At 35.3% G+C, this 26,692-nt stretch carries 17 protein-coding genes; 13 read left to right on the top strand and 4 right to left on the bottom strand.

What is annotated here, in order from left to right; all coding sequences use genetic code 11:
• The first annotated feature begins 3 nt into the window (after positions 1–3).
• Complete coding sequence (locus tag A8L32_RS04225; RefSeq protein WP_198931727.1) at positions 4–840, top strand: SIR2 family NAD-dependent protein deacylase; 837 nt, start codon at positions 4–6, stop codon at positions 838–840.
• Positions 841–929: 89 nt separating this feature from the next.
• Here the strand turns inward: A8L32_RS04225 and A8L32_RS04220 are convergent, their stop codons facing one another.
• Positions 930–2,381 (bottom strand): hypothetical protein, encoded by a 1,452-nt coding sequence (locus A8L32_RS04220; protein ID WP_075590165.1) that lies wholly within the window; start codon positions 2,379–2,381, stop codon positions 930–932.
• A 416-nt stretch (positions 2,382–2,797) separates the two neighbouring features.
• Here A8L32_RS04220 and A8L32_RS04215 point away from each other — a divergent pair, with 416 nt between their 5' ends.
• Both A8L32_RS04215 and A8L32_RS04210 read left to right on the top strand, forming a co-directional pair.
• The gene (locus A8L32_RS04215; RefSeq protein WP_083631175.1) at positions 2,798–4,672 is read left to right on the top strand and encodes a carbohydrate binding domain-containing protein; all 1,875 of its coding nucleotides are present in this window, start codon (positions 2,798–2,800) and stop codon (positions 4,670–4,672) included.
• Between the two features lie 149 nt (positions 4,673–4,821).
• Entirely contained in the window at positions 4,822–6,447 is a 1,626-nt protein-coding gene (locus tag A8L32_RS04210) for a sulfatase family protein (protein WP_198931726.1), read from the top strand.
• A 100-nt stretch (positions 6,448–6,547) separates the two neighbouring features.
• On the opposite strand, the gene A8L32_RS04205 is transcribed toward A8L32_RS04210, so the two are convergent.
• Genes A8L32_RS04205 through A8L32_RS04195 form a run of 3 tightly spaced genes read right to left on the bottom strand, consistent with a single transcriptional unit; the run spans position 6,548 to position 10,684 of the window.
• Entirely contained in the window at positions 6,548–7,840 is a 1,293-nt protein-coding gene (locus A8L32_RS04205; protein ID WP_075590183.1) for a glycoside hydrolase family 117 protein, read from the bottom strand.
• Between the two features lie 11 nt (positions 7,841–7,851).
• Positions 7,852–9,132 (bottom strand): glycoside hydrolase family 117 protein, encoded by a 1,281-nt coding sequence (locus A8L32_RS04200; protein ID WP_075590162.1) that lies wholly within the window; start codon positions 9,130–9,132, stop codon positions 7,852–7,854.
• Between the two features lie 28 nt (positions 9,133–9,160).
• On the bottom strand, positions 9,161–10,684 hold the full coding sequence (locus A8L32_RS04195; protein WP_075590161.1) for a T9SS type A sorting domain-containing protein: 1,524 nt from the start codon (positions 10,682–10,684) through the stop codon (positions 9,161–9,163).
• A gap of 178 nt (positions 10,685–10,862) precedes the next feature.
• Here A8L32_RS04195 and A8L32_RS04190 point away from each other — a divergent pair, with 178 nt between their 5' ends.
• The 10 genes from A8L32_RS04190 to A8L32_RS04145 all read left to right on the top strand — a co-directional run bounded on the left by A8L32_RS04190 (position 10,863) and on the right by A8L32_RS04145 (position 26,621).
• Entirely contained in the window at positions 10,863–12,350 is a 1,488-nt protein-coding gene (locus tag A8L32_RS04190) for a helix-turn-helix domain-containing protein (protein WP_075590160.1), read from the top strand.
• Between the two features lie 111 nt (positions 12,351–12,461).
• A complete protein-coding gene (locus A8L32_RS04185) occupies positions 12,462–18,908 on the top strand; it encodes an alpha-2-macroglobulin family protein (RefSeq protein ID WP_075590159.1) in 6,447 nt (2,148 codons plus the stop codon).
• A gap of 725 nt (positions 18,909–19,633) precedes the next feature.
• A complete protein-coding gene (locus A8L32_RS04180) occupies positions 19,634–20,260 on the top strand; it encodes a hypothetical protein (protein WP_075590158.1) in 627 nt (208 codons plus the stop codon).
• Between the two features lie 229 nt (positions 20,261–20,489).
• Complete coding sequence (locus tag A8L32_RS04175) at positions 20,490–22,049, top strand: ATP-dependent nuclease (protein WP_075590157.1); 1,560 nt, start codon at positions 20,490–20,492, stop codon at positions 22,047–22,049.
• Positions 22,031–23,053 (top strand): DEAD/DEAH box helicase family protein, encoded by a 1,023-nt coding sequence (locus tag A8L32_RS04170; protein WP_075590156.1) that lies wholly within the window; start codon positions 22,031–22,033, stop codon positions 23,051–23,053. The genes A8L32_RS04175 and A8L32_RS04170 overlap by 19 nt, the downstream gene beginning before the upstream one ends.
• Positions 23,054–23,179: 126 nt before the next feature.
• Positions 23,180–24,130 carry a hypothetical protein gene (locus A8L32_RS04165; protein ID WP_075590155.1) on the top strand — a complete coding sequence of 317 codons (951 nt, stop codon included), beginning with the start codon at positions 23,180–23,182 and terminating at the stop codon, positions 24,128–24,130.
• A 340-nt stretch (positions 24,131–24,470) separates the two neighbouring features.
• Positions 24,471–24,890 (top strand): hypothetical protein, encoded by a 420-nt coding sequence (locus A8L32_RS04160; RefSeq protein ID WP_075590154.1) that lies wholly within the window; start codon positions 24,471–24,473, stop codon positions 24,888–24,890.
• Between the two features lie 11 nt (positions 24,891–24,901).
• Positions 24,902–25,408 carry a hypothetical protein gene (locus A8L32_RS04155; protein WP_075590153.1) on the top strand — a complete coding sequence of 169 codons (507 nt, stop codon included), beginning with the start codon at positions 24,902–24,904 and terminating at the stop codon, positions 25,406–25,408.
• An 84-nt stretch (positions 25,409–25,492) separates the two neighbouring features.
• Complete coding sequence (locus A8L32_RS04150; RefSeq protein WP_075590152.1) at positions 25,493–26,035, top strand: hypothetical protein; 543 nt, start codon at positions 25,493–25,495, stop codon at positions 26,033–26,035.
• Positions 26,036–26,318: 283 nt separating this feature from the next.
• The gene (locus A8L32_RS04145; RefSeq protein ID WP_075590151.1) at positions 26,319–26,621 is read left to right on the top strand and encodes a hypothetical protein; all 303 of its coding nucleotides are present in this window, start codon (positions 26,319–26,321) and stop codon (positions 26,619–26,621) included.
• Positions 26,622–26,692 lie beyond the last annotated feature (71 nt).

The following is a 26,692-nucleotide window of genomic DNA, read 5'->3' as shown; positions in this document are numbered from 1 at the left end:
ACCATGATTGATACTCAAATAATTCAACAAAGCAAACAGCTCATAGAAGATGCTGATGTTGTACTAATTGGTGCAGGAGCTGGCCTTTCTACGGCAGCAGGACTGCACTATAGTGGAAAACGTTTTTCTGATAACTTTTCTGATTATATAGATGAATATCAACTAACAGATATGTACTCTTCGGTGTTTTATCCGTTTAAAAGTAAAGAAGAAAAATGGGCTTATCTTTCGCGCCATATAAAGCTGAATGGTTACGATGCAGAGCCTGGTCAGGTTTATAATGATTTACTGAATCTAGTTAAAGGAAAAAGCTATTTTGTGATTACCACAAACGGTGATGGATTATTCAAAAAAGCAGGTTTTAACACAGACCAAATATTTGCTACCCAAGGCGATTACCAACAGTTTCAATGTGCTAAAGGTTGTCACAATACCTTATACCATAACGAGAAGATGGTCATGCAGATGGTAAAACAATTCAACAATTTCCGAATACCGACTGAATTACTCCCTATTTGCCCTGTATGTGGCGAAGATTTAGTACCTCACTTGAGAATAGATCAGTTTTTTGTAGAAAATGAAGACTGGCACCTCGCCAATGATAGATATACTCAATTTGTTAGGAATGCCAAGGACAAAAAGATGGTTCTGCTGGAGCTTGGAATCGGATTTAATACACCTTCAATTATTCGTTGGCCCTTTGAGCAAATGGCCCATCAATTTACAAATACGGAATTAATCCGAGTAAACATGGATAGTGTTGAGCCTAACTATAAAATTCCTGCAACTAGTATTTTATTAAAATCAGGTATAGCTGAATATTTGGCGCAAATGCAATAATCCCCTTTTACGTCGCTGATGCAAATACTTTTCCACGCTTTCAGGCAACTTGCGTCAACGACGCAAGCCACTGCCTGAAGCTTATCCATTTATAACTTTAAGGAATCTAAAACAAAACGATCTGACTTACCCGATTCAATAAGTAAAACAATCTTACCTAAACCCTTTACCTTCTTTAAAGAAATATTCAATGCAAATGCTTTTAGAGGATTTACTTCTTCAAGCGAAATTTCCTTTAATAGCTTTCCTTTGACATCTTTCAATTGTAATATGGCTTTACCTTCCACAAAAACACCATATTGTCCTTTTAAACTACCTTCCTTAAAATGAAGTCTCTCAGTAATTATACCTGTTTTATTAACGGATAAAATAGGCGTATTATTAATCTTAGCAGAACCAATCATCTCAATATAATCAAAGCTTTCTTCAGGTTTAAGTGTATAAATGGGCGACCTGACTTCCGTTTCTAGATAACCAACCGCTACCCCACTATTAAAAACCGACAGATTGGTTCCATCCGGATAATCCAAAGCAGGATTAAATGGTTCCAATATTTTAGCAAAAGCGGTATTATTAATCTTGTCCACATAACACACCCACGATTCACTGGCAATCATATCTAAACCTGCCATTAAATAATAATCGTAATGCATTTCAAATACACCAGGAGCGGTTTCTCCCAAATAATTTGTTCCACTATTATAAAATCGCTTCACATGTTCAGGATTATTCTTATCCAAAGGCATGCGCTGCCTATTTACAAAACGCCATCGCTGCTCAGGGTTTGCACTTAAATGAAATTGTTCTCCATCGGGCATTTTTAACTCAGGACTAAAAGGAATATAGGCTCTATAGTTTTCGCCATCGGTCAATTCAGGTTTACTTCGAGAGATATGCTGACTCGATGTCATAAAACCTCTTTTAATGATGGAATCTCCCCTATTAATCACTGTATGTTTCAACACCAATAAACTCGATCCTTCCTGAATATGAATACTTCTTTTATACTGAAACTCCTCCTCTATTTTATTGGGCTTAATAAAACTTTTTGACTTAGCGTGATAAGAAGGAATAGGCAAGGATTGAACTCCAGAACTGGTCTCTACATATTGCACGCCATCTTTTTTAATAATGCGAGCTTGATAAGGAGCATCTCCCCATGTTACTGGAGGAGGCCATCTTTTGGTTTTCTTTCCTTCCTTATCAATTGCCCAATTAGTGCGGGGCACCGGCACAATTCTATAACCTCCAAAATTACGCCATTCCGCAGCGGTCACTTCATCATTATCAGGAAAAGATTTCCCAAAATAATCAGGATTAGCCCATAAGGATTTATAATCACCCAAGTTATGCTCTAGTATCCTACCTCCAGCATCTGGCACTGTTGCTACGGATATATACTTGTTTTTCAGAACATATACATTGTCCCATTTCCAGTTGTTGTAATTAGGAATTAGTTCAGCTACACCTGCTTCTTGCGCATGAGTTTGCCAATTGATTGTTAGGCTAAGAATAGCTATTAAAAGTAATTTTATCTTCATGGTTGTTTTTTATAACAGATAAACATCATTCGAATAAATTAGTTTTCGCTACCATAAGCATACTATCCTATTTCACATCTATATTTCAAACAATTCAGTTCTTAAACTACCATCTTAGTTCAGTTTTGCCAACTCAATTTTTACTAGACAAAACTCCATTTCAAATCATATATCCTTACCTTGTCATTCATCCATAATTCAAACATTAAACGGATACAATTCTATCTTACAACTATTTAAACCCACCTAACAATGACAGCATTATCATAAATACATATCACTTAGCTTCCAATTGCAGGCAATCCCTTTAACATGATATCCCCCCTTTTATTTAAATAATTTGTTTGAAACAATCTATGTAACAAATTTTAGTTTTACTTGTAACAATTAAGGGGAATAACAAAACAAAGTACAACATGAAAAAACAACTACTCTTATTACTTATGTTAATATTGGCATTTAACAGTTATGCCAATCCACCTAAGCCTCCTATCGGAAAAAGATGGGTTCTTAATCTTGATTACTCGGATGAATTTAATGGTACTGAGCTAGATTTAGCTAAATGGTACGATTATCATCCTACTTGGAAAGGAAGAGAGCCTGGCTTATTTATGCCATCACAAATTAAAGTAGAAAATGGTTATTTAGCCATTCATGGCGAAAAAATGGCGAAGGATACAGTAGTTAATGGCTCTATATTTAATATAAAATGTGGAGCGGTAATATCTCGCAAGAGAACTGCCCATTACGGTTATTACGAGTGCAAATTCAAAGCCAACAAAACCACTTTATCCACCACTTTTTGGTTCTCTACTCGTGCTAATTTTGATGGTCCTGAAGAATGTGATGATAAGTATTCACAAGAGTGGGATATTCAAGAATGTATTGGTCGTGGCGGAGACTTTCAAGGAAGTTGGTTTGCCAAAGGTATGCACTGTAATGCCCATTATTGGTACAACGATTGTGATGGAGAAAGACATGATTACAGAGCCACAGAGGTAAGGTATGAAGACGACAAACTGTCTAGCGAGGATTTTGATATTTATGGAGGTTGGTGGAGAGATTCAAAAACAGCCACTTATTATTACAATAATCAAGATCCTAAAAATCAAACATTCTACAACGAAATAAGCTCAACACCTTTTTCTCAACCTATGGGCATGAACTTAGTGGTAGAAACATACCCTTTCCCATGGATAGAGCTTCCCAACGATGAAGAGTTAGCTGATCCTGAAAAAAATACTTCCTATTATGACTGGGTACGGGCTTATACCTTAGTAGATGCTTTTGAACCATTGGAAACTGAAGAGGAAGCCCCTATTGTTGAAAATGGTGATTTTGAAACGGGCGACCTGAGTAATTGGGTTGGTTGGGGTAGTCCTGGCGCCGCTATTACTGATGATGCTACTCATGTAGCCAACGGATCATACGCTTGTTATATTGTTGGAGGTGGCGCCCCTGAATATAATATGGATTTAAAACCTAATACTGATTACACCTTAAAATGTAATGCTAAAGCCACTAGTGGCTCACTCAGCTTGGGAATTAAAGAAAACACAAGTGGTGTAAGCATTAAAAGTATAGAAGTTTCTGGCGACGCTTATCAAGAATATACCTTGCAGTTTAATTCAGGCATAAATTCCTCTCTAAAACTCTATTACTTTGCTCAGGCAGGAGAAAGTGGATATATTGATGATGTAATCGTCACTGAAGATAATCCAGTGCCTCCTGTTAAGCCAGATCCGATAGAGATATATGATGAATCTGTCCATTTAAGTTCTAATTTCTCTCAGGATTGGGATCGCCAGATTATTTCTGTCCCACTACAATTTCAAGCCAACGAAGACCGAGAAATTCACTTGAAACTTAAAAATATGGATGATGTAGTTGTAGCTGATACCATTTTAAATGGATATGCGGGCTATGCCAATGCAGTAGTTGAATTACAAATTGATTCGGTATTAAATAAAGCGGCGTTTTCTTTATATACAGATATAAGAACCGTAGACGGTACTGAAAGTGATATTATACATACAGAATCGGTTACATTAACCAATGTTTCTGTAAAAAACCCTAATGCTGAAATACTTCAAGTATATCCTTCGCCAACCACTTCAGAGCTATTTATAAATGGCGTTCAACCAGGACTTAGATATACCATTTTTGATATGCAAGGACGAATTGTAGATAGTAATGTTTACACGAACCAAGCCATATCGGTTAGTCAATTAAGAGCTGGAATATACATAATACAAATTGATGAACGTAAAGCTAGATTTGTAAAGAAGTAGTATATATAAAATACTAAGCAAATAATTGAGGGGAGTGAGTTTATATAATTCACTCCCCTCTCTTTTTTCATTTTATAACCTTAATTAAATACTTTAAATACTAATTTCACGCTACATTTTTTAAACCTCAAAAATTAAAATCTATAATGATGAAAATCTTAAATCTTGGATTACTCTTCGTTCTCATTACTTTGTTTTCTTGCTCTACTCCTAAGAGTGAAAATAAAAAGCCTAATATCATTTACATCATGTCTGATGACCACTGTGCCCAAGCCATTGGTGCTTATAAAATGAGACTAGCAGAATTAAACCCTACACCAACCATTGATAGAATTGCCAAAGAAGGAATACTGTTCGAAAATGTATTTTGCACCAACTCTATTTGTACTCCTTCACGTGCAGCAATCTTAACAGGGCAATACAGTCAGACCAATGGCGTGATGGATTTAAGTGGTAAGATTGGTAAAGCGCAACAACACCTACCTACCGAAATGAAGAAGCTGGGTTATCAAACAGCCATGTTTGGAAAATGGCATTTAAAAGAAGCGCCTGAGGCATTCGATTATTACAATGTATTGCCTGGACAAGGCGATTACCATAACCCAACTTTATATACTCGCGAAGGTGATTCTTTAACTCTATTTAAATTTGAAGAAGGTATTGAACGTGAAGTTTATGCTACTACCTATCAAGGTCATTCGTCAGATGTAATTACGGACATCTCACTAGACTGGTTCAAAAACAAAAGAGATAAGTCAAAACCCTTTTTTGTGATGCATCATTTTAAAGCGCCTCATGACTTTTTTGAGTATGCCGATAGATACAATGAGTATTTAGAAAATGTGGATATTCCGGAACCAGCCAGTTTATGGGATAATAAAAACAACGGTTCAGTTGCTACAAAAGGTATTAACGATTGCTGGATGGATACGATCGGCTCTTCCATCGGTCATAGAAATGTAATTAGAAACATGGGCATGCACATGGAAATTGACCCAAATATTCCTGACCCTGAATATAAACGTTTGGCCTATCAAGAGTACCTTAAACGTTACTTACGCTGCGTTAAAGGTGTAGATGATAATGTAAAAAGGTTATTCGATTATCTAGAAGCTGAGGAACTTATGGATAATACCATCATTATATATACAGGCGACCAAGGCTTTATGCTTGGTGAGCACGATTATATTGACAAAAGATGGATGTACGAAGAATCGATGCGTATGCCATTTCTAGTTCGTTATCCTAAACTAATTAAAGCTGGGAGCCAATCTGATGCCATAATCAATAATACAGACTTTGCTCCAACTATAATTGACTTGGCCGGAGGTTCAACTCCCGACTATATGCAAGGCAATAGCTTTAAAAGCATACTAGAAACAGGACAAGAACCTGAAGAATGGCAACAAGCCACCTATTATCGTTATTGGATGCACATGGCACACAAACATAATAACCCTGCGCATTTTGGTATAAGAACGAAAAAACATAAGCTTATATTCTTTTATGGTAGAGATTTCAAACAACGTAATACTGCAGCACAAAAATGGGCACATAACCCTGCTTCAATGTCGGATTTTGAAACAATACCAGCTTGGGAGTTTTATGACTTAGAAAATGATCCACATGAAATGAATAATTTATATGGAGATGCTAAGTATGATGCTATCATCAAAGACCTCAAGGTTCAATTAAAAGATTTAAGAACATCTATTAATGAAGAAGATACCAAGTATCCAGAAATTCAAAAAATAATTGATGAGTACTGGGAGTAACTCTTTAGTATAGTCATAAAAACAACAAAGGCTAGTCGAGTTGACTAGCCTTTGTTGTTTAATCTATTATCAATATTTGCCCAGTTAGCAAAAACCTTTCTTAGTCTTTCTTCTTATATCTACCTTCGGGGTGTTGACTTAAACTGCCCATGCCTTGCTGAAAGTAGACTTCTGGCTTATGCCAAACACCTGTCTTTTTAAAAGCAGGTTCATCATAATCTAAACTTAAATCGCAATCGAAACGAGCCATAATTGAGTAACCTTTGTTAGCGGTTCCTGCATTAACAAAATGACATAACCCCCATCGAAAACCACGATTATCCTGTCCTTCTTTAAAAAGGTTAGGAATATATGGAGCGGCTGCAGTTGGCGTTAATGAAAGGTGTGCAGCGACTTCAAAATTAGCTCCATCTTTTGCATACTGAATGGTTTCACGTTCATTTCCATCCTTTATAGCTATAGTAGCTACCCCGTCCTTATACGGCCAATAAGTAGTTTCGTGTCCTGATTGCATCACCGGGTTTAATGGATGTTTGGTAAATGGTCCCAGCGGATGCTCAGCAATAACCAACCCATGACCTACAGCATATTTATCTCTTTTATGAGGCCATTTATTATAAGCTGCTTTGTAATAAATATGAATTTTACCATTATAAATAATGGGATGTGGATCGTGCGTTGCGTTCTGATCCCATTCGCCTTCTTTACCAAACGGAATAACTGCATCTCCTCCATGTGTCCAAGGACCTTCGGGCGAGTCGGCATAAGAAACGGATACTGGGCAAAGATCGCCACGCAAACCACTTGGCTCATCAAAAGCCTGATAGTACAGGTAATACTTTCCTTTCCAAACCAAAATATCAGGTGTAGCTACCGAACGCCATCCCGATTTAGGCTTCTCTGGACGCGTAACTGCTACTCCTTGCTCAGCCCATGTAATTCCATCTTCGGAAGTAGCGTACCAAATTTCGGCTAAATCCCAATCGGTAGAAGGAATAATATCTGTTGCTTCTTTGGCTCTATTCCAACCAATAGGTGGCACCTGGGTATGTCGCTTTGTATACCATAAATAATACTTCCCATCCACTAATATAGGCCTAGAAGGATCTCTTCTGGAAATAGTTCCATCACCGTTACTGTAATCAAAACCTTTTAAACGAGTATATTTAAATTGTGTAAAAAACTCGTTATCCTGTGCCCTTGGTTCGGCATACTTAAACATGCGCTCCGAAGAAGCACTTAATGGTATGTTCGGCTTTTCGTTAGGCATGGTAAACGGAAATACCTGAGACGTGTTATCTTTTTCCTCTGTTTGCTCTTTTTCTTTAGGGGCTGAGCAATTGACAAAGATTAACGTCATTACTAACACCCAAAGCCATTTTGTATTTTTCATAATCATCGTATTTATTTAATTCCTTCTCGTTTCTTTCTTAAACCACCTAAACCTTGCTTAAAATATACATCTGGCCTGTGCCATACGCCTGTGCTTTTCAACCACTTTTCATCACAATCCAAACTCAAATCACAATCGAAACGAGCAATGATGGAATGCTTTCTATCTCTTGTTGATGCTGCATTAATAAAATGACACATCCCCCAAGTAACACCTCTACCATAATCTGTTCCTGTAAAGGCATCAGGCGTATAAGCTCCTGCAGCTGTAGGCGTTAACTCTACTGTGGCAGCAATTTTAAAATTCACACCATCCTCTGCATATTGCATCGTTTGGGCTTCATTGCCATCTTTAATAGCGAGTGCTGCTATTCCTTCTTTAAACGGGAAATAAGTTGTTTCATGACCTGAATTTAATACTGGATTCAAAGGACATTTTTCAAAGGGTCCAAACGGATCTTCGGCAATAGCTAATCCATGAGCTACAGCATATTTATCGCGTAAATCAGGCCATTTATTATAGGCAGCTTTATAATACAAGTATATTTTTCCTTTGTAGATGATTGGGTGTGGATCTTGGGTTTGATCCTGGTCCCATTCTCCTTTTTTTCCAAATGGAACAACAGGCTTACCTACATGTGTCCAAGGGCCATTGGGCGAATCAGCATAAGCCATAGAGATAGGACACCAATCTCCTTTGGTACCACTTGGTTCGTTAAATGCTTGGAAATACAAATAATACTTTCCTTTCCACACCAAAATATCAGGTGTAGCTACAGAACGCCATCCTAACGCTGGTTTAGGCGGGCGAGCCACCGCAATACCTTGTTCTTCCCATTTAAACCCATCCGTACTTGTAGCATACCATAAGTCGCATAAATCCCAGTCAGTGGACGGAATTTCATCGGTAGCTTCACCAGCATTTCTAGCTCCCACCGGAGGTACTTTTGTATGTCGTTTGGTGTACCACATATAATATTTCCCATCCACTAAAATTGGTCGAGAAGGATCGCGTCGCGTGATGGTTCCGTCACCACCATTATAATCCAAACCTTCTAGGCGAGTATACTTAAACTGTGTGAACAATTCATTATCCTGTGCCCTTGGAGCTGGATAATCAAACATTCGTTCAGCGGCAGCACTCAACGGAAAATCTGGTTTTTCTATCGGCATTTTATGCGGAAATACCTGGTATTCGGCAGTTCCTTCTTGTTTTTTAGTTTCTGTACAAGACACTGCAATAACTAAAGTTAAACATAAGAGTAATAAATTCAGTAGATTAATTTGTTTCATTAAATGATGTTTTTATAAAAATACTATGTTAGTTTTTAATAAACTTTCCCGTTTCAACCATATTTACACCATTTACTACAAGACAGTATACACCTGGTGATAAACTAGATACATTGATGCTATTTTGACTATCTAAATTAGACTGCAACACCATTTTTCCTTGTAAGTCATAAATACTTACTTGCTCAAGCTTATTATCGTTTTCAACGAATAATAGATCATTAACTGGGTTTGGAAAAGACTTCAGCTTATTTTTCATTACATTATTAATTGATGTATCTTTTGATTTTGTATAATACCGTACATAATCCACCTTCATACTTGTTCCATCAATGGCATCCGTAACCGCTCCTGCAATGCCCATATCTAAAATAGCAAGACTCAAATAAACTCTAGTTGGCGCATGTATAAAGTCGTGTGGAAAAGTACGAATCAACTCCCCATCAAAGTAATATTTAATCGTAGTTTCGTCCCATAACATACCAACAACATGATACTCCTCCGAAAAATCCGCCCCATCTGCTATATCAAATTTGGCCAACTCTATCCAATTTGCTCCATCGTAATATTCAATCTTATAATTATCAATCAAGGCATTCCAACCTGTTCCACTTAACCATCCATTAGTAAACTGAATACAACCTATCTCCTTTTCTTCACTTAAAGTTATTTCTAACCATTTTTCACCATCCTTCTGAGAAATCCAACTCGCATTTATTCCAGTATTTAACCCATTAGCTACATTTTCAGGATCCGTATTTCTTCCATCAATTACATAACTTCCACTTGCCGTGATGGTTGTTGCTGCATCACGTGTATAATTAACCAGACCAGCTACTTCCGAATCCGCTGAATTGGATACTGCATCTTGTGGATACCCGTTTGCATTGGGAGCATAAATTCTAAACTCACCAATATGAAAATGCGCCCCATGCGTAGATGAAAACCTAATTTTGTTAGTTGTAATGGTGGCATCTAGCACATGCGTATAAGATGGATGTTTTTCAATACCTCCCATATCAAAGTGTTCTGGCCAGTCATCATGACTTCCATCCTCATATTTATCTGTCCAGTTATGAATATTTGTATTTATTTCGTTGGGATAATGCCCTTCGTTTGGATCAAGCTCAACCGCTTTTTGTCCTTCTTCTATATCATAACCCGTCCACATCCAAAACGAATTATTGGTGCCTGTGGCTCCTGCATACTTGTATCGGCACTCATAATATCCGTAATGAAATTTCTCCTTGGTCCAAATACTGGCAGCGGTCCAATCTTGTCCTCCACGCGTTTCTTTCTTTGCCTGCAATTCAACGATACCATTATTAACAACGGCATTCTCTCTCCATCTGCTACATAATACTACTCCTCCAGAAGCGCCATTCTGCGAAATCCAATTATCGTCCAGCTGACTATCGGGATAGTCGAATTCATCTTCCCATGATAAACTCCATTTTCCATTTAAATCAATTTCTTCAGGCAATTGAGCTATTGCCATATGAGAAAGTAACATGAGTGAAAATGCTACAGCGTAACTCAGATTTTTTTTCATAACAATAAGACTTTTAATGTGCTATTTTTAGTTTAGAAATACTTTACCACAAATGTAGCTTAGCACTGTTTATCATTATTCAATTGAAGCTATAATATAACTATATAAGAAATGATTTTTACTATAATATTACTATATAGTCACTATAATGTATTAGATTTGGGTTTCAATCAATATTATGGATAGAATATTAATTTACAACATCTTAAATAAATCAAGAAGTGTTATTTTGCTTATAATATATATAGTACTTTCCTCAAATAGCACTATACAACAAGCCAATGACAGTACACATACCCATTTGCATAAAATCATAGAATTATCTGACCTTGATTTAAGAGAAGGAAGGTTTAATCAGTCCTTTGATACTTTGAGAAGTGCCTTACCTATCGCCACCGAAAAATCAGATACTTCGGCAATATTGAAAATTCATCGCCAATTAGGCATTTTGTATGGTAAGTTTGGGCAGGATAGTTTGGCTAATATTCAAATGCAAAAAGGGCTATTTATTGCAAAAAAATACTTTAAAAAGGATTCATCTTCATTATTAACATCTTACCTGAGTTTGGCATCATTATACGCAGATATAGCACCATACGATCAAGCCCTATTATATCTGGATTCATGCATTACCGTTTTGCCTTCATCGCGAAATGCAAACTACATCAATAGCCTTTACGGGAAGGTTTATATTAATAAAGGAGAGTTTAATAAAGCACAAAAGTATTATTCTCAACTCGAAAAAAACTTATCTAAAACCAATAAGAATTTTCAGGTAACCAATTATTTTTATTTGGGAGAACTACATCTTGGCTTAAAACAGCCCCAAAAGGCTAAACAACATTATAACACTTCGCTAAGCATTATTGACTCTTTTGGTGTTCACCCGATGCTTAAACCACAGGTGTTGGAAAAACTGGCCATGTTATCGCATTCTACAGGAGCAAAAAAGGATGCCTATATCTATATGAAAGAAGCAAAGCAAGCTTCGGATAGTATGTTTAATATTAGAAGTATCACGAATAAATCCTTATTCGAATTAAAAAATAAATACAATGAAGATCTTCAGCAGAAAGACAAAAAGATTCACGATCAGGAACGTATTATTGAACTAAAAGATAAGGCTAGCAATAGGATGCAGTGGTTGATTAGCATACTTCTTTTATCTGCAGGAATTCTATTTATTTATATAAGACAGCGTTTTAAAATGAAGCATATACTTTATGCGCAACAATTAAATAAAGAGAAGAACAAAGATATACTAGAAATTAAAAACAAAGAGCTTGCTGTAAATGCATTACAATTTATTGAGAAGGAAAATACCATAAACGAATTACTTGAAGCCATTAAGGCAAGTGATACAAAAAAGCACAAAAAGCTCAACTTTAAATACAAGCAAAATAGCAAAAGCTTATGGGATGATTTTCATTCGCGTTTTACGCAAATCAACGATAAGTTTTATAAGAATTTATTGGCACTTGAACCAAGCTTTACTCCTACCGAATTAAAGCATTGTGCGCTGATTAAACTAAACTTTGACAGTAAGGAAATGGCTCAAATATTGGGGGTAGCACATAATACCATACATATGTCTCGTTCCAGAATTCGTAAAAAGTTAAACTTATCCCGAGAGGATAGTTTGAGTAATTACATCTCTGAAATTTAAATAACTTTAAACAAGCTAAACCACATTTTTAAATAATTTTTATGGAATCCTGCAACACTTTGCATCCTTACCATAAAGTATTAAAAATGTATTTATAATTCCATAAACACTATGCATAAACAAATCTTATATCTGGCCTTAATCATCTTACTTTCTTTGCAAAGTAGCAAGCCGCAGTCATCACACCACGCAAATAATACGTGGTACGATAAACAGTTTGAGGTAATCGACTCACTTTTAATGGAAGGACTTCCGCGTGATGCAACACCTATATATGATAACATTTTTGAACGAGCCATACAGGAGAAAAACTATCTTGTTCAACTGAGGGCGGTTAACGACCGAATGGTTAATCTCTGCTATTACGAAGAAAAGGGACTGGTAAAAGTCATTGATCAGCTAAAGGGAGACATGGACAAATTAGAATTTCCCATTAATCAGGTGGGCCATTCTATTTTAGGCAATCTGTACTGGCAATACTATCAGCAAAATAGATGGCGCATTCATCAGCGTACTACTATACAAGAAAACGCTGGCGATAATATAGAAACATGGGATTTAAAAAGAATAATGAGCGAGGTCATCAAGGAGATGAATCTTTCACTGGAAAATCCTGATCAACTATATAAAATACCTGTTGATATGTTTGATTACCTCCTAGTAGGTGATTCTACCAACCGCATTTTCCGACCAAGCCTACTCGATTTATTGACGCACCGTGTTATAAATTTATACAGAAATGATGAAACGGGTTTAAGCTCGCCAGTAAACACTTTTACCGTGCATCATCCAAAATATTTTAATCTGGGCGCTGATTTTAGCAGGTATAAAATTCCGACCAACGATTCACTTAACCTGACCTACAGATCAGTTCAATTATTTCAACAACTAACGCACTATCATGTAAAAAATGCCAATAAGGAAGCTTTATTTGATTTGGAGTTAAACCGTTTGAAATATATCCATACCCAAAGTGCTCACCAGCAAAAGGACAGTCTTTATATGGCTGCACTAAATCAGCTTGAAGCTCAAGCCCCAAACACAGATGCGAAACTTGAACTAAAATATCAACTGGCTCATTTTTTATATACACTTGAATCTGGTGGCGATAGAAACTATTATATAGAGGCTAGCCAAATTTGCAAAAAAGCGCTAAGCACCTACCCCAATTATTCGCACAAGTACTATTTTTCTCAATTGCTAAAAAAAATAGAAGAACCTTCATTACATCTTCAATCAGAACAATTACTCAATCCTAATACACCCAATTTGGTTAAACTGGATTACAAGAATCTGGATACCGTTTATTTTAAGGTATATCAAACAAATTTAGAGCAGATAAGAAACTACGATCTATTCAGAAGAACTAACAAAAATGAGTACATTAATAAAGAAGCAATCCTGGAATGGCAACAAGTTTTACCAAAGGTGAATGATTATCGCGAACATCATATTGAAGTACCTTTAAAGGCACTTGAAAAAGGTTTTTATAATATTGTTGTATCCGACAATAAAGAATTGAGTGGAGCTAATAACGCTACTGTAAGCATTAATACTTCAACCAACATGATGCTTCTGAGTAAAACGATCGATAACCATAAATCATTATACACTATTTATAATAGAGATACGGGAATCCCTATTGAAAATGCCAAATTTCAAGTGTTTGAATCTGAATATAATTACGAAACACGTAAGCACAACTACACACTAAAGCACGATTTTTTTTCGGATAGTAAGGGAAACATTGAATACACAGAGGACGATTCGTACTACAGGCGAAATACTATCATTGTTTCATACAAAGAAGATTCTATATCGATATCTGATCAATATAGATATAGGAAACCACATATAAGCGCAGGCAATAGAAGTACCATTCTATATACAGACAGAGCAATTTATCGTCCTGGGCAAACCATTCATTTTAAAGGTTTAATGCTCGATAGACATGGAGACACATGCAGCATTGTAAGCAACAAACGCAACAAGATACACTTGCATGATGCCAATGGTCAAGAGCTTTCTTCGCTCAATGTATGTACCAATGAATATGGTACTTTCAGCGGAACGTTTACTATTCCTACGGGCTTGTTAAATGGTAGATTCTCTTTACGATGTAACTATGCCTACCAAACTTTACGGGTAGAAGAATATAAACGTCCTACTTTTGAAATTAAATATAAACCCGTTACAAAATCATTTAGTTTTAATGATTCAGTTAAAATTGATGGTACAGCACAAGCCTATGCCGGATACCCTATTGATAATGCAACAATTATTTATCGCATTAATCGTAAGGCAGAAGCAAGATGGGGATGGTATTGGGGCCACTTTAATGAGGGTGAAAAACAAGTTGCTGTGGGTAATGCCGTATCAGATAAGGATGGAAACTTTAGTATATCCTACTTTACGGATGACCGAGACATAAAGGATAAAAATCAGATTTACGCCTATACCTTAACCGCTGATATTACCGATGCTAATGGAGAAACCAGATCTGACACCCATACCCTTCGTGTGAGTCAATCGCCATTAATGATTAAAACAGAAATTCCGGATGTTATTTTTACCCATAATGTTCCGAATATTAAAATAGAAACCAATAATATTAATAGCGGCCAAGTAATTACAGATGTACAAATTTCCACAACTCAACTTGTAGCACCTAAACAACTTTTGTTTGATCGCGCATGGGAAGCTCCCGATCAGTTTTTATACGACGAAGCAACATTTAAAACCATGTTCCCCCATCGAGTTTACAAAAAGGAAAGCGACCCTGAAAACTGGAAAAAAGGCAAAACCGTCTTTAAATACACTTATCAAAGTAACCTAAATGACAACACCTTTAACGAATCCTTCTCTGGCTTAAAGCGTGGTTATTACTTGATTAATATTAACGCAATCGACAGCAGTAAACAGAAGGTAAAATGGCAAAAAGTGGTTCGAATAATTCAAACAGAACCAGAAATGCCTATCCGTACTAAAGATTGGATTACTCCGGTTAAAACAAGCGGTGAACCAGGTGAAGTAGCAGAGTTTTGGGTAGCTGCCTTAAGCCCTCAAACTCCTATCCGTTACGAATTATTACATGGTGACCAGGTACTGGAAACAAAGATTATTAAGCCCGGTAAAAAAATACGCAAAATAGAAGTTCCCATCCTTGAAAAATATAGAGGTGGTTTTGCTGTGCAATTTGTTCAGGTAGTACAAGGACAGTCCTTTATTTCGCTAAACGAGATAAAAGTTCCTTATACCAATAAAAAGCTGGATATTACTTTTACCTCGTTTAGAAACAAACTATTGCCCGGATCAAAAGAGCAGTGGAAACTCAGCATTAAAAACAAAGGTGGCGAAAAAGAAACCGCCGAAATGATGGCTACGCTTTATGATGCTTCTTTGGATGCATTTGCGCCTTTAAAATGGCCAAGCAACTTTATCCATCATAAAAATCATACATGGCATAAATGGAATGGTAATTTGGTGGATCCATTATCTAGGACTCATCAACTTTCTAGAGTAAATCATTACCTAAGTTGGTGGAATAAGTCGTACGAAACACTGCATTTAAGCTATAACTATTTTGGTCATTATAACCCACATTACCGCGAATTACAAAACCTAATCAGACAAAAGAAAGAAGCCGAAGAAAGAAGAAAAAGGATATTAGAAAGACATAATACTACGCTAAAAAAGATAAGTGCAACAAACGACTCATTATTAAGCTTAGCAAAACAAAACAAGGCTAAACTAATTGGTAAGCTTAGCGGAGTTGTTAGGTCATATAACGACAAAGAACCTATCCCTGGTGTTAATATTAAAATATACAATTCGCAAACAGGAACTGTAAGCGATTTTGAGGGTAACTTTTCATTAAAGAATGTACCCAAAGGTATATGGTTAGAATTTAGTTTTATTGGCTATAAACCATCGTATCACCAAGTATTAAGCAACACCATATCCGTTGTTATGGAGGAGGAAACTCATGAATTAGACGATGTAGTTGTCGTTGGCTATGGTACACAAAAAAAGAGTATGGTAACAGGATCTATAGCGATGGCTCCTGCAGGTGCTGTGAATATGGTTGATAACGACATGGAAATAAGTGAAGAGTTAGAACTTGAAGAAGATATAGCACCTGCGAAAGGCCTAGCTGGCCATATCCCAGGAATAAAAACTAAGAAAAGAACCGAAGCTATACCTCAAATTAAAACCCGAAAGAACTTTAATGAAACGGCTTTCTTTTATCCGCATTTGCAAACGGATGAAAATGGAGAAATAACTATTGACTTTACCATTCCGGAGGCGCTCACACGCTGGAAAATGATGGGATTTGCACATACCAAAGATTTTAAAACGGGTAGTGTAAGTAATACCTTAATCACGCAAAAAGATGTGTCCATTATGGTGAATACACCTCGATTCCTGAGGGAGAACGACACCATATATTTTGCCGCCAAGGTAAATAACATCAGTGATGCTGCTATTAAAGGCCATGCTTACATTCAGCTTTTTAATGCTATCAATAATCAGCCTATCAATCCGCTTTTATTACAGTCGGACACCAAAATACCTTTTTCTATTGACAAGGGACAAAGCGAAGGATTGCGTTGGAAATTGGTTGTGCCAGCGGGTATTCAAGCGGTACATTACAAGGTGATGGCTAAAGCGGGTAAACATACCGATGGCGAAGAAAACATACTACCCGTATTGGTCAATAGTAAGTTGGTGACCGAAAGTATGCCTTTTATGCTGCGACCGCAAGAAACGGCCGAATATCGCTTCGATAAAATGGTAGATCAATCATCCAGTACACTGAGAAATGAATCGTACACCATTGAGTACACCTCTAACCCAGCATGGTATGCCATACAAGCTATGCCCTACCTAATGGAGTATCCATATGAGTGTGCCGAGCAAGTATTTTCGCGTTTCTTTGCCAATTCATTATCTTCTAAAATGGTCAATAGTTCGCCAAAAATACGTGAAGTATTCAATACCTGGAAAACGCTTCAAGCGGATGCTTTGGTTTCTAATCTGGAAAAAAATCAAGAGCTAAAAGAATTGCTTATTCAAGAAACACCTTGGCTGCGAAATGCTCAGAGTGAAACGGAACGTAAGAAACGCTTGGGTTTGCTTTTCGATTTAAACCATATGAGTAATAATTTGCAATCGGCGTTTAATAAACTGCAGCATAAACAAACCCCTAATGGTGGATTTGCTTGGTTCGAAGGCATGCCCGATAACAGATATATTACCCAACATGTTACCATGGGTCTGGCGCAACTGCAGCATTTAAAGGCTATTCAAACCAATAACCAGGCAAATGTAAATAGGATGATACAAAAAGCGCTTCATTATTTAGATGCGCGTATTGTTGAGGATTACAAAAAACTGCAAGAGCAAGAGAAAAAAGGTCTACTTAAAATGGAAGAAGATCATCTTTCGCGCATGCAGATTCATTACTTATATACCAAAAGCTTTTTTGCTCCAATTATACCGAATAAAACCCTAAGTGAAGCCTATAATTATTTCTATAACCAGGCCAAAACCTACGGCTTAACTAAGGATATCTATTCGCAAGCCATGCTGTCTATTGTATTAAACAGAAGTCAGGATGATGCTGTTGCCAAGCAATTGATAAAATCATTGGATAATAGAACCATCCGATCTAAGGAGTTGGGTATGTATTGGAAAAGTAATAGTTATGGGTATTATTGGTATCAGGCTCCTATTGAAACGCAAGCCATGCTCATTGAGGCTTTTGATGAAGTAAGTAACAATACTGCTGCAGTAGAGGAAATGAAAATATGGTTGTTGCGCAACAAGCAAACATACGACTGGAAAACCACCAAGGCTACAGTAGCTGCATGTTATGCTTTATTATTAAGAGGTACCAACCAGATAGCAGAAACGGAATTGCTACAAGTAAATGTTGGAGGAGAATCGCTTGAATCACTAAAAACCATACATGCCGAAGCAGGCACGGGTTATGTAAAAACTACTTTTACAGGTAACGAGATAAAACCAGAAATGGGCGAGCTAAAAGTGCATAACCCCAATAACGGTGTTGCCTGGGGTGCGGCATACTGGCAATATTTTGAGCAACTGGATAAAATTACTTCTGCCGAAACAGAGCTTAAAATTGTAAAGAAACTCTATGTAAAAGAGTTTACCGAAGCAGGGGCTGTACTACAAGAGATAAAAGCGGATGCGCCTATTCAAGTTGGTGATGAAGTTGTGGTTAGAGTAGAAATTAATGCAGATCGTGATTATGAATACGTGCATTTAAAAGATATGCGTGCCTCAGGTTTTGAACCCGTAAGTACACTATCTGAATATAAGTATCGTGATGGATTGGGTTATTACGAAAGTGTTAAAGATGCTTCGGAAAACTTCTTTATTAGTTATATGCGTAAAGGCGTTTATGTATTTGAGTATAGCTTACGAGCCGTGCATGCGGGTAGTTTTTCAAACGGTATTACAAGCATGCAATGTATGTATGCTCCTGAGTTTAGTGCGCATTCCGAGGGTATAAGAATTGAAATTAAGAAGTAATACTTCTGGGTTTTAACCATGTTTTATAGGGAGAAATAATTGATTTTATTTCTCCCTATTTGTTATAAGTACATGGCGGTTTGATGGCACAGTTTATTGAACATGGTCGGGAAAAACCTTCTCGTAACTCTACTTGGGCATTATTCCTAGAGAAAAAACCTCTCGCAAGTTTACTTGGGACTTATTCCGTTGGAAAAACCTCCTCGTAAGTCTGCTTGGGCTTTATTCCGCAGGGAAAAACCCTCTCGTAAGTGTGTTTCGGCATTATTCTGTTGGAAAAACCCTCTCGTAAATGTGTTTGGGCATTATTCCAAAGTAAAAACACTCTTGCAGATTTACGAGAGCTTTAATACAAATTGATTAATGCCCTCGCAGACTTACGAGAGCTTTAATACAAGTTAATTAATGTCCTCGTAAGTATGATTGTGCATTATTTAAAGAGAAAACCCTTTAAAGTATATATAATCATGTTATGTTTTATGATACTTATGTATGGAATATATGATTACTAGGATAAAATACTAAATTAGCGTGGCTTTAATTGCTCACAATGGGGATGCTTTGTTTTAGGAATATATGCTTAAAAATTACCTAAAATTAAGTTGTTAAACATATTGAGGTGTAGTTGCCATACCTATAAGGCATGGAAACTACACCTTTAGGAAATATAAAAGCGAAATAAAGCTACTTGGTATTTTTCCTGGGTAGTTAGCCACTATTACCTCATGATACTAGCAGAATTACCATATATTAAAAAGTCAAAACGAACAAAGGAAATCAATTCGTTCTACCTAGTGATACTACCAATTTTTATTTATGCGTTAGTTATTATCCCATTAGGATTTTTAGGAATACATTCAACAATTCTAATCGCTTTATTAGGAATATTGATTTTTGTAGATATTAATTACGGAAGAACCTTATTTCCTGACTGGATAAAGGAAGATGACATTATTGGAAATGTAATTTTTACAGAGGACAGACTGACAAGAGTTGGTAAGAAAGTAAAGTTTGAATTAGAATTTAAAGAATTTTCAGAAATTACTTTTTATCACAATTACATTAAGGGACAAAGATTTAGTTCAAAAGATATTAAGCACAATGGACTAGCCAGACTTGAGATAAATTTTAAGAACGGTAATAAGGAATCAGTCAAAATCCTAATTGAAAATGGAAAACAACTAAATGATTTGAAGCTGGTACTCAGGGTTTGGTATAAAATGGGAATACGGACAAAAGAATATATGGGACATTCTGAACTAAAGACAATATTATTTAAGTCTGACCATTCTTTTGATGAGATTCAAAGATTGAAGAAAGAATTAAACGTTTCTTCATTCTATAATCAATAACAGTGGCTAACAAAAGCTAATACGTAATGCGGAGTCGGTTATATTTTTGAGAGTTTATAGGCTTTCTGGGGGCGCCAAATTTTCGTCCCGAAAATTTGTTAAGTTTAAGGTAAAATTTCAAAACGTAAATTTGGCTATGTGCAGGTTTGGAAAGGAAGTTTCTTCGAAGCTCCGCACTACGCATAGCTAAAACGTTGTAAACAATGCAAAAAGAAAGATTCAGCTTAATATGAAAATTATAAAACTTAGACTTTTCAACTTTAAAAAATTTGAGTTCTTAGAAATAGATTTTAAGGAAAATTTGAACGTTTTAATTGGAGACAACGAATCTGGAAAAAGTTCGATTTTATTAGCTATTGACTTAGCTTTACGAGGAAGTAGAAATCGAATAGAAACCGAAGGTTTAGATTTGCTTTTTAATTCTAATAGTGTAAAAGGTTTTTTTAATACTAATACGTACGAAACCTTACCTAAATTAAAGGTCGAACTATATTTTGACAACCTAGGAGATAAAGATGATTATTTTGGAAGGAATAATTCATTAGGAATTGACCATTTTGGACTTTCTCTCATATGTGAACCACGAGATGAGTTAAGCAAAGATATTACAGAAATCTTAGCACAAGGAAATCAAAATTTCCCTTTCGAATATTATTCAATTGAATTTCACAAATTTTCTGGACAACCATATTTGAGTTTTAGAAAGGATTTTAAGCATATTCTATTAGATAACACTCTAATCAATAATGAATACGCTACAAATCAATACATAAAAACCTTGTATGATAGCCATGTAACACCATCTGAAAGGAATAAACATTTAAATGAATATAGAAAGGCTAAAAGCGAATATAGGGAGAACATCCTATCTGAGGTAAATAAAAAGACAGGAGACTATCAATTTGGCATTAAAAATGATAAAAAATCTAATCTTGTTACCGACTTAACAATTACAGAAGAAAATATTGATATTCAAAATAAAGGGAAAGGACGTCAATGCTTTATAAAAACAGAATTTGCATTACAAAAGAATCAAAATGAATTAGATTTTGTCTTATTGGAAGAGCCTGAAAATCATCTTAGTCATTTGAATACGAAAAATTTGATAGATAGAATAAATGATTCTAAAAACAAACAAATATTCATTGCTACTCATAGTAATTTAATCAGTTCAAGGTTAGATTTAAGAAATACAATTTTACTCAACAGTAATAGTTCTATTTCTATCGACTTAACTAATTTGGAAGATTCTACTTCTAGCTTTTTTATGAAAGCCCCAGACAACAATATTTTAGAATTTATCTTATCTAAGAAAGTTATTCTAGTTGAAGGGGATGCTGAATTTATTCTCTTAGAAAGATTTTTTGAGATAGTAACAGGCAAAAAGCCAAATGAACTTGATTCTCATATAATTTCTGTTGACGGCACAAGTTTTAAAAGATATTTAGAAATATCAAAACTCCTAAGCATCAAAACTGCAGTGATTAGAGATAACGATTCAAACTATCAAAGAAACTGCTTAGACAGATATTCTAATTATAAAGCACCCAATATTCAAGTATTCTCTGAAACAGACAATTTAGTTTCTACATTTGAAATCTCAATGTTTAATACCAATACAGATATTTGTAACGACTTATTTCTACCTGCTAGGAAAACAAGAAGTGTTCAGCAATTTATGCTTGATGAAAAAGCAGAATGTGCATTTGAGATATTAGACAAAAAAAGTGCGGATATAAAGGTTCCTGCTTATATAAAAGAAGCAATAGAATGGTTGATAAAGAATTAATTTTAGCTGTTGCTGGCTCTGGCAAAACAACCAACTTAATAAAAAAACTCAATTTAACTGAACGGTTTTATTTGGTTACATATACGGTTACAAACGCTAATTTAATCCGTCAAAGGACTATAAAGAGGTTCGGTTATTTGCCAAATAACATAAAGGTATTTACCTATTTCAATTTCATGTTTAGCTTTTGCGTAAAGCCTTTTTTATTCTATAAATACAACCTCAAGGGTATATATCTTGAAAACTCACCTGATTATACTAATTATTTTAAAAATTCAGATATAAAAAAATACATTAGTAATGCTGGTTATGCATACCATAATAGACTAGCCAAGTTAATCGAATATGAGAATTTAGTTGAAGATGTTAAATTGAGATTAGAGAAGTTCTGTGACCACTTCTATTATGATGAAGTTCAGGATTTAGGTAGTCACGATTTTAATTTTATAATGGAGCTGTCAAAATCAAATCTTAATTTTTTATTTGTTGGCGATTTCTATCAGCATACTTATGTTACTAGTTTTGATAGAAATGTGAATGGAAATTTATACAAAGACTATCCAAAATTCTTAAATAGGTATGAAGAATCCAATATTAGCATAGATTTAGAAACTTTAAATAAGAGCTGGAGATGTAGTCCAACAATTTGTAGCTACATAACAGAGAATTTAGGAATTCAAATAGGTTCTCACAGAGATGACGAAACAGAAATAAATTTAATAGAAGACAAAGAAGTTTTAAGTGAAGTGCTGAAAAATGATGAAATCATAAAATTGGTCTATGCCAATGCAAGTAAAAGAAATTTTAAAGCAAAAAATTGGGGAGAATGTAAAGGAGAAGACGATTTTATTGATACTTGTATAATATTGAATGCAACAACATATAAGCTCTACAAAAAAGGTACATTACATATGCTAGCCAACAGAACAAAGAATAAATTATATGTAGCTCTTTCAAGAACTCGTGGGAATTGCTACTTAGTTAATGAGAAATTAATAGAATAAAGCACAGTTTACAACAATGGCTCATAAAGCATACTTTTTTGCCGCAGGCGCAACACAAAAAAGTACAGCTTCATAGCCTAGCCGTTGGTGGTTATTAAACACACACACAATTCAAAAAATAAGATTATGACTAAAATAATAGGATTATTGCTAGTATTGACATTTTTAAGTTCATGCGCTCAAGGAAAGCAGTCTAATTTCCCAGGCAATATCAAGACTACAAAAACTGACAAACACGAAAGGGTTAAGGGCACTAAAGTATTTGTTAAAATACCTGAAGAATATAAATACATTAAAGAATTGGGAAGGTATCAAAAGAATGAAAAACTTTACATCCAGGTTATAGAATCAAATGCATCATCTTTTTATGACGCGAAACCTAATTTGTCAAAAGAAGTAATGGAATCAAAAGGGGCTAAAGTTGATATTTTTAAAGAAATCGAATTGAACGAATTTGGATGTATTTATACTGAAGGCCCTTCAAAGTATGCTGGCGAAACAAAACTTGGATTATTCTTTGGCGATGGAAATTTTGTTGTAATGATTGCAGGTGTATGTAAAGACAGTGACATTAACGGCAAAAAAGAATTACGAGATATTTTTGAAACAATTTATTATGAAAAAGCGCTTGCCTTAAACCCACTGGAACTTGCCGATTTTGAATTTGATAAATCAATTACTGGTTTTAAATATGCTATGACTGCTTCTAACATGTTTATGTTTGCGGAGAATGGTAAAAGTGATGCACAAAACCCAACCTCGAATTCTATGAATATTGGCATTATGCCTCAAATGACTGAAGAAAAAGCCAAAACATTTGCAAAGGATTTGCCATGGAGATATGAACGAAGTGGGATTCAGCTTAATAACAAAGAAATGCTTGAAACAAAAATTGGAGATTATACAGCTTTTGTACTTGAGACGAAAATAAAGTTTCAAAATAAAAATGGAATTATGTATCAAGCTATAATAATTGGGAACCAAAAATGTATTCTTTTTCTAGGAAGTGCATATAAAGACCTAAATAACTATTTGGACAAGTATAAAAGGACAGTTGAAACAATTGAAATGAAATAACAACCGCTAACAATCTGGAATAAAGCCCTTAGGATTCAGTGTTGTTTTGGAGGTTGTTTGGGGAGTTTGAATACCGCCAAATCTTTGATTTGGCTTTAATAATGAAATGATAAAAACAAATAAAAGCTTTGGCTCTGGAGCAGTTTGGATGGTTTGATTCATTAAATCTCCGCACGCTTCATCCAGTAAACGTTGGGCACAATTCGCCCTATAAACCTGAAGTATTGATTTTTTGAAGCAAGTTAATCAATACCTTTTTAGGTTTATTTATTTCTTTTGCTAACGTGCAAATTATCAAGAAAATACAAAACAGAAAATTTGACGTTAGTCAGAATAATATATGGATAGCAAAGAAGTCAAAATAGAACTCTATGACAAAAGAGAAAGGTCAACTGCAACCATGTATGTTGAACAACTAGCTGAAAATAAATTCAGAATGACTGATAATGACATTTGGAATTGCCGCTTGACCCTAGGAACAGAATTTGTAACTAGAATTAACGCTGAAGGAAAGCATGTAATTATCAGAATTACTAAGCACTCTGATTTCATAACAAGACGTTTTTTCCTGAATCCTAAATACAAAGAATCTGAATATAGGATGTTAGGTGATGAATTGGGGAAAAGAGGTGGGTTTTGGCAAGTTGACTTTGGTGGAATAGCTACTGTCAACATTCCAAAAGATTTCGAATATGATGTTGATCAAGTAATGAAAGACTTAGACCTTAATTTGACGGAGATAATTGATGATTCAGAATAATCTATAAATAAGTGAGAGATATAAACAGAATACCAGAGATACTTAAGGAACTTGAAAGAGTTTGGAGAGACAACCCAGACTTTCGTTTAGGTCAATTAGTGACTGTTGCAGCAAGACCATCTGATCCTCACCCAACCACTTTTCACATTGAAGATGACAAAATACTTGAAGGTTTAAAATCCTTTGGAAAACAGAAGACCAATGATGAAACGTTTGAACCGCTTTGGATTAAGCATTCAGCAATTGGAAAGGTAGACCCCGAAACTCTTACAGATAATAATATCAAAGATCTGGTAATAGAGCTGTACCACAGAAATGAGCAAACAATTTTAACACCAGAAAGTATTTTAGGTTTAATTGGTGCTCCCATTTCGGATAAGAACTGGATGAATGATCAAAAAACCAGAATGAACAAATTAAAACAATTGCTTGTCAAGCTTGAATCGGAAGAATTATTAAAACCTGTTCAAGTTGGATACGAAATAAATAAAGTGCCTAATAATGGCTATAAAGCATAGGCCTAACCAACCAAACCGTTTCTGCGCTTCATAGCCGGAACGTTGTGCTGCATTCCCCCAATCCGTAGAGAAAGATATATCTAGATGAAACAAAGTAAGGCAATTATAGTAACAGGGCTCCTTTTAATCTTAAGTTACATTTTCAAGAATGACTTGGTAAAAGAGTTATGGATTTTAGGGGAAATACTTATTGCTCTATTGGGAGTTGTGTTTGCTATTGTTCTTGGATTTTCAATTATCAAATGGAACAAAAAATCAATTTTATTTGGACTTGGAATCTTACTCTCTCTTGTTATCATTGATAGCCAGACTTGGGAAGTATTCAAAAGCAAGAAAGTTCTTCAAGCACGGCTAATAGATGATTTGTCTGGAATGACCCTTGTGTTAAGGGAAAACAAAGAGTTTGAATTACAAACCAATAATATATTTGGTAAAGAGTCTTTCAATGGAACTTATGAAATAGAAGGTAATAAACTAATTTTTATAAATAGACCATATTGGAATAGCTTCATACATGACACTGTTACAATTATAGATAATAATATAATTCTTGATTTCGATGCAAACGGTACACCTAATATGGAATTTGCCAATTACTTTGAAATTGAAATAAATGAACTTTTTTAAAGAATCACGACATCACAACAATCAGGAATAAATCCATGCGGATTCAGTGATATTTTGGATGTGGAGTATGGTGAGCACCGCCAAACCTTAGATTTGGCATTAATATGAAAGGTTAACCACTTATTAAAAAAACTGTGAGCCATGCCCCCACAGACAACAGCAAATCTAGAATCTAGTTTCAGCTAACATACACGCAATAGCGAAATTGTAGAATTTGACATTAATCACAATTCTCTTGATTATGGCTTTAAGAAATTCATGAATCACAGAAAATATAAAAAATATGAAAGCGAAAGAATTGATTTTAACATTGACAGCAAGTGATTTATTTAAGTTTATCATTACTGTTAGCACTGCATTCTATATTCCAATAGCTATAATTTTTGGGCTTTTAGCTTTAGGTGGAATTGTACCTGCCACCTTAAACGAAACTCAATATACAGGGATAAAAGGACTATTAATTTCAATAGTAATGGCGCCAATTATTATTGCAATTATTGCTATATCACATTGGGTTGTTTTGGCAATTGGACTAAAACTCTCTCAATTTTGGTTTCGTAATATCAAAAAGTATAAGCTTAACTAGTGGCAAGAATTATTGTAGATAATGATTCATGAGTAAATAAATACGGCTTACAAAAAAACTAGTATAACGCA

This window comes from Labilibacter marinus (genome assembly GCF_001659685.2).
Taxonomy (GTDB): domain Bacteria; phylum Bacteroidota; class Bacteroidia; order Bacteroidales; family Marinilabiliaceae; genus Saccharicrinis; species Saccharicrinis marinus.
The sequence above is the reverse complement of the archived record's forward strand: the minus strand, read 5'-3'. Positions and strand labels throughout refer to the sequence as shown.

Coding starts and splice junctions, on each gene's coding strand:
- A8L32_RS04195 (WP_075590161.1), bottom strand. CDS start 10,684: ATGAAAAAAAATCTGAGTTACGCTGTAGCATTTTCACTCATGTTACTT.
- A8L32_RS04160 (WP_075590154.1), top strand. CDS start 24,471: ATGGATAGCAAAGAAGTCAAAATAGAACTCTATGACAAAAGAGAAAGG.
- A8L32_RS04170 (WP_075590156.1), top strand. CDS start 22,031: ATGGTTGATAAAGAATTAATTTTAGCTGTTGCTGGCTCTGGCAAAACA.
- A8L32_RS04190 (WP_075590160.1), top strand. CDS start 10,863: ATGGATAGAATATTAATTTACAACATCTTAAATAAATCAAGAAGTGTT.
- A8L32_RS04180 (WP_075590158.1), top strand. CDS start 19,634: ATGATACTAGCAGAATTACCATATATTAAAAAGTCAAAACGAACAAAG.
- A8L32_RS04205 (WP_075590183.1), bottom strand. CDS start 7,840: ATGAAAAATACAAAATGGCTTTGGGTGTTAGTAATGACGTTAATCTTT.
- A8L32_RS04215 (WP_083631175.1), top strand. CDS start 2,798: ATGAAAAAACAACTACTCTTATTACTTATGTTAATATTGGCATTTAAC.
- A8L32_RS04150 (WP_075590152.1), top strand. CDS start 25,493: ATGAAACAAAGTAAGGCAATTATAGTAACAGGGCTCCTTTTAATCTTA.
- A8L32_RS04145 (WP_075590151.1), top strand. CDS start 26,319: ATGAAAGCGAAAGAATTGATTTTAACATTGACAGCAAGTGATTTATTT.
- A8L32_RS04210 (WP_198931726.1), top strand. CDS start 4,822: ATGAAAATCTTAAATCTTGGATTACTCTTCGTTCTCATTACTTTGTTT.
- A8L32_RS04175 (WP_075590157.1), top strand. CDS start 20,490: ATGAAAATTATAAAACTTAGACTTTTCAACTTTAAAAAATTTGAGTTC.
- A8L32_RS04220 (WP_075590165.1), bottom strand. CDS start 2,381: ATGAAGATAAAATTACTTTTAATAGCTATTCTTAGCCTAACAATCAAT.
- A8L32_RS04185 (WP_075590159.1), top strand. CDS start 12,462: ATGCATAAACAAATCTTATATCTGGCCTTAATCATCTTACTTTCTTTG.
- A8L32_RS04225 (WP_198931727.1), top strand. CDS start 4: ATGATTGATACTCAAATAATTCAACAAAGCAAACAGCTCATAGAAGAT.
- A8L32_RS04165 (WP_075590155.1), top strand. CDS start 23,180: ATGACTAAAATAATAGGATTATTGCTAGTATTGACATTTTTAAGTTCA.
- A8L32_RS04200 (WP_075590162.1), bottom strand. CDS start 9,132: ATGAAACAAATTAATCTACTGAATTTATTACTCTTATGTTTAACTTTA.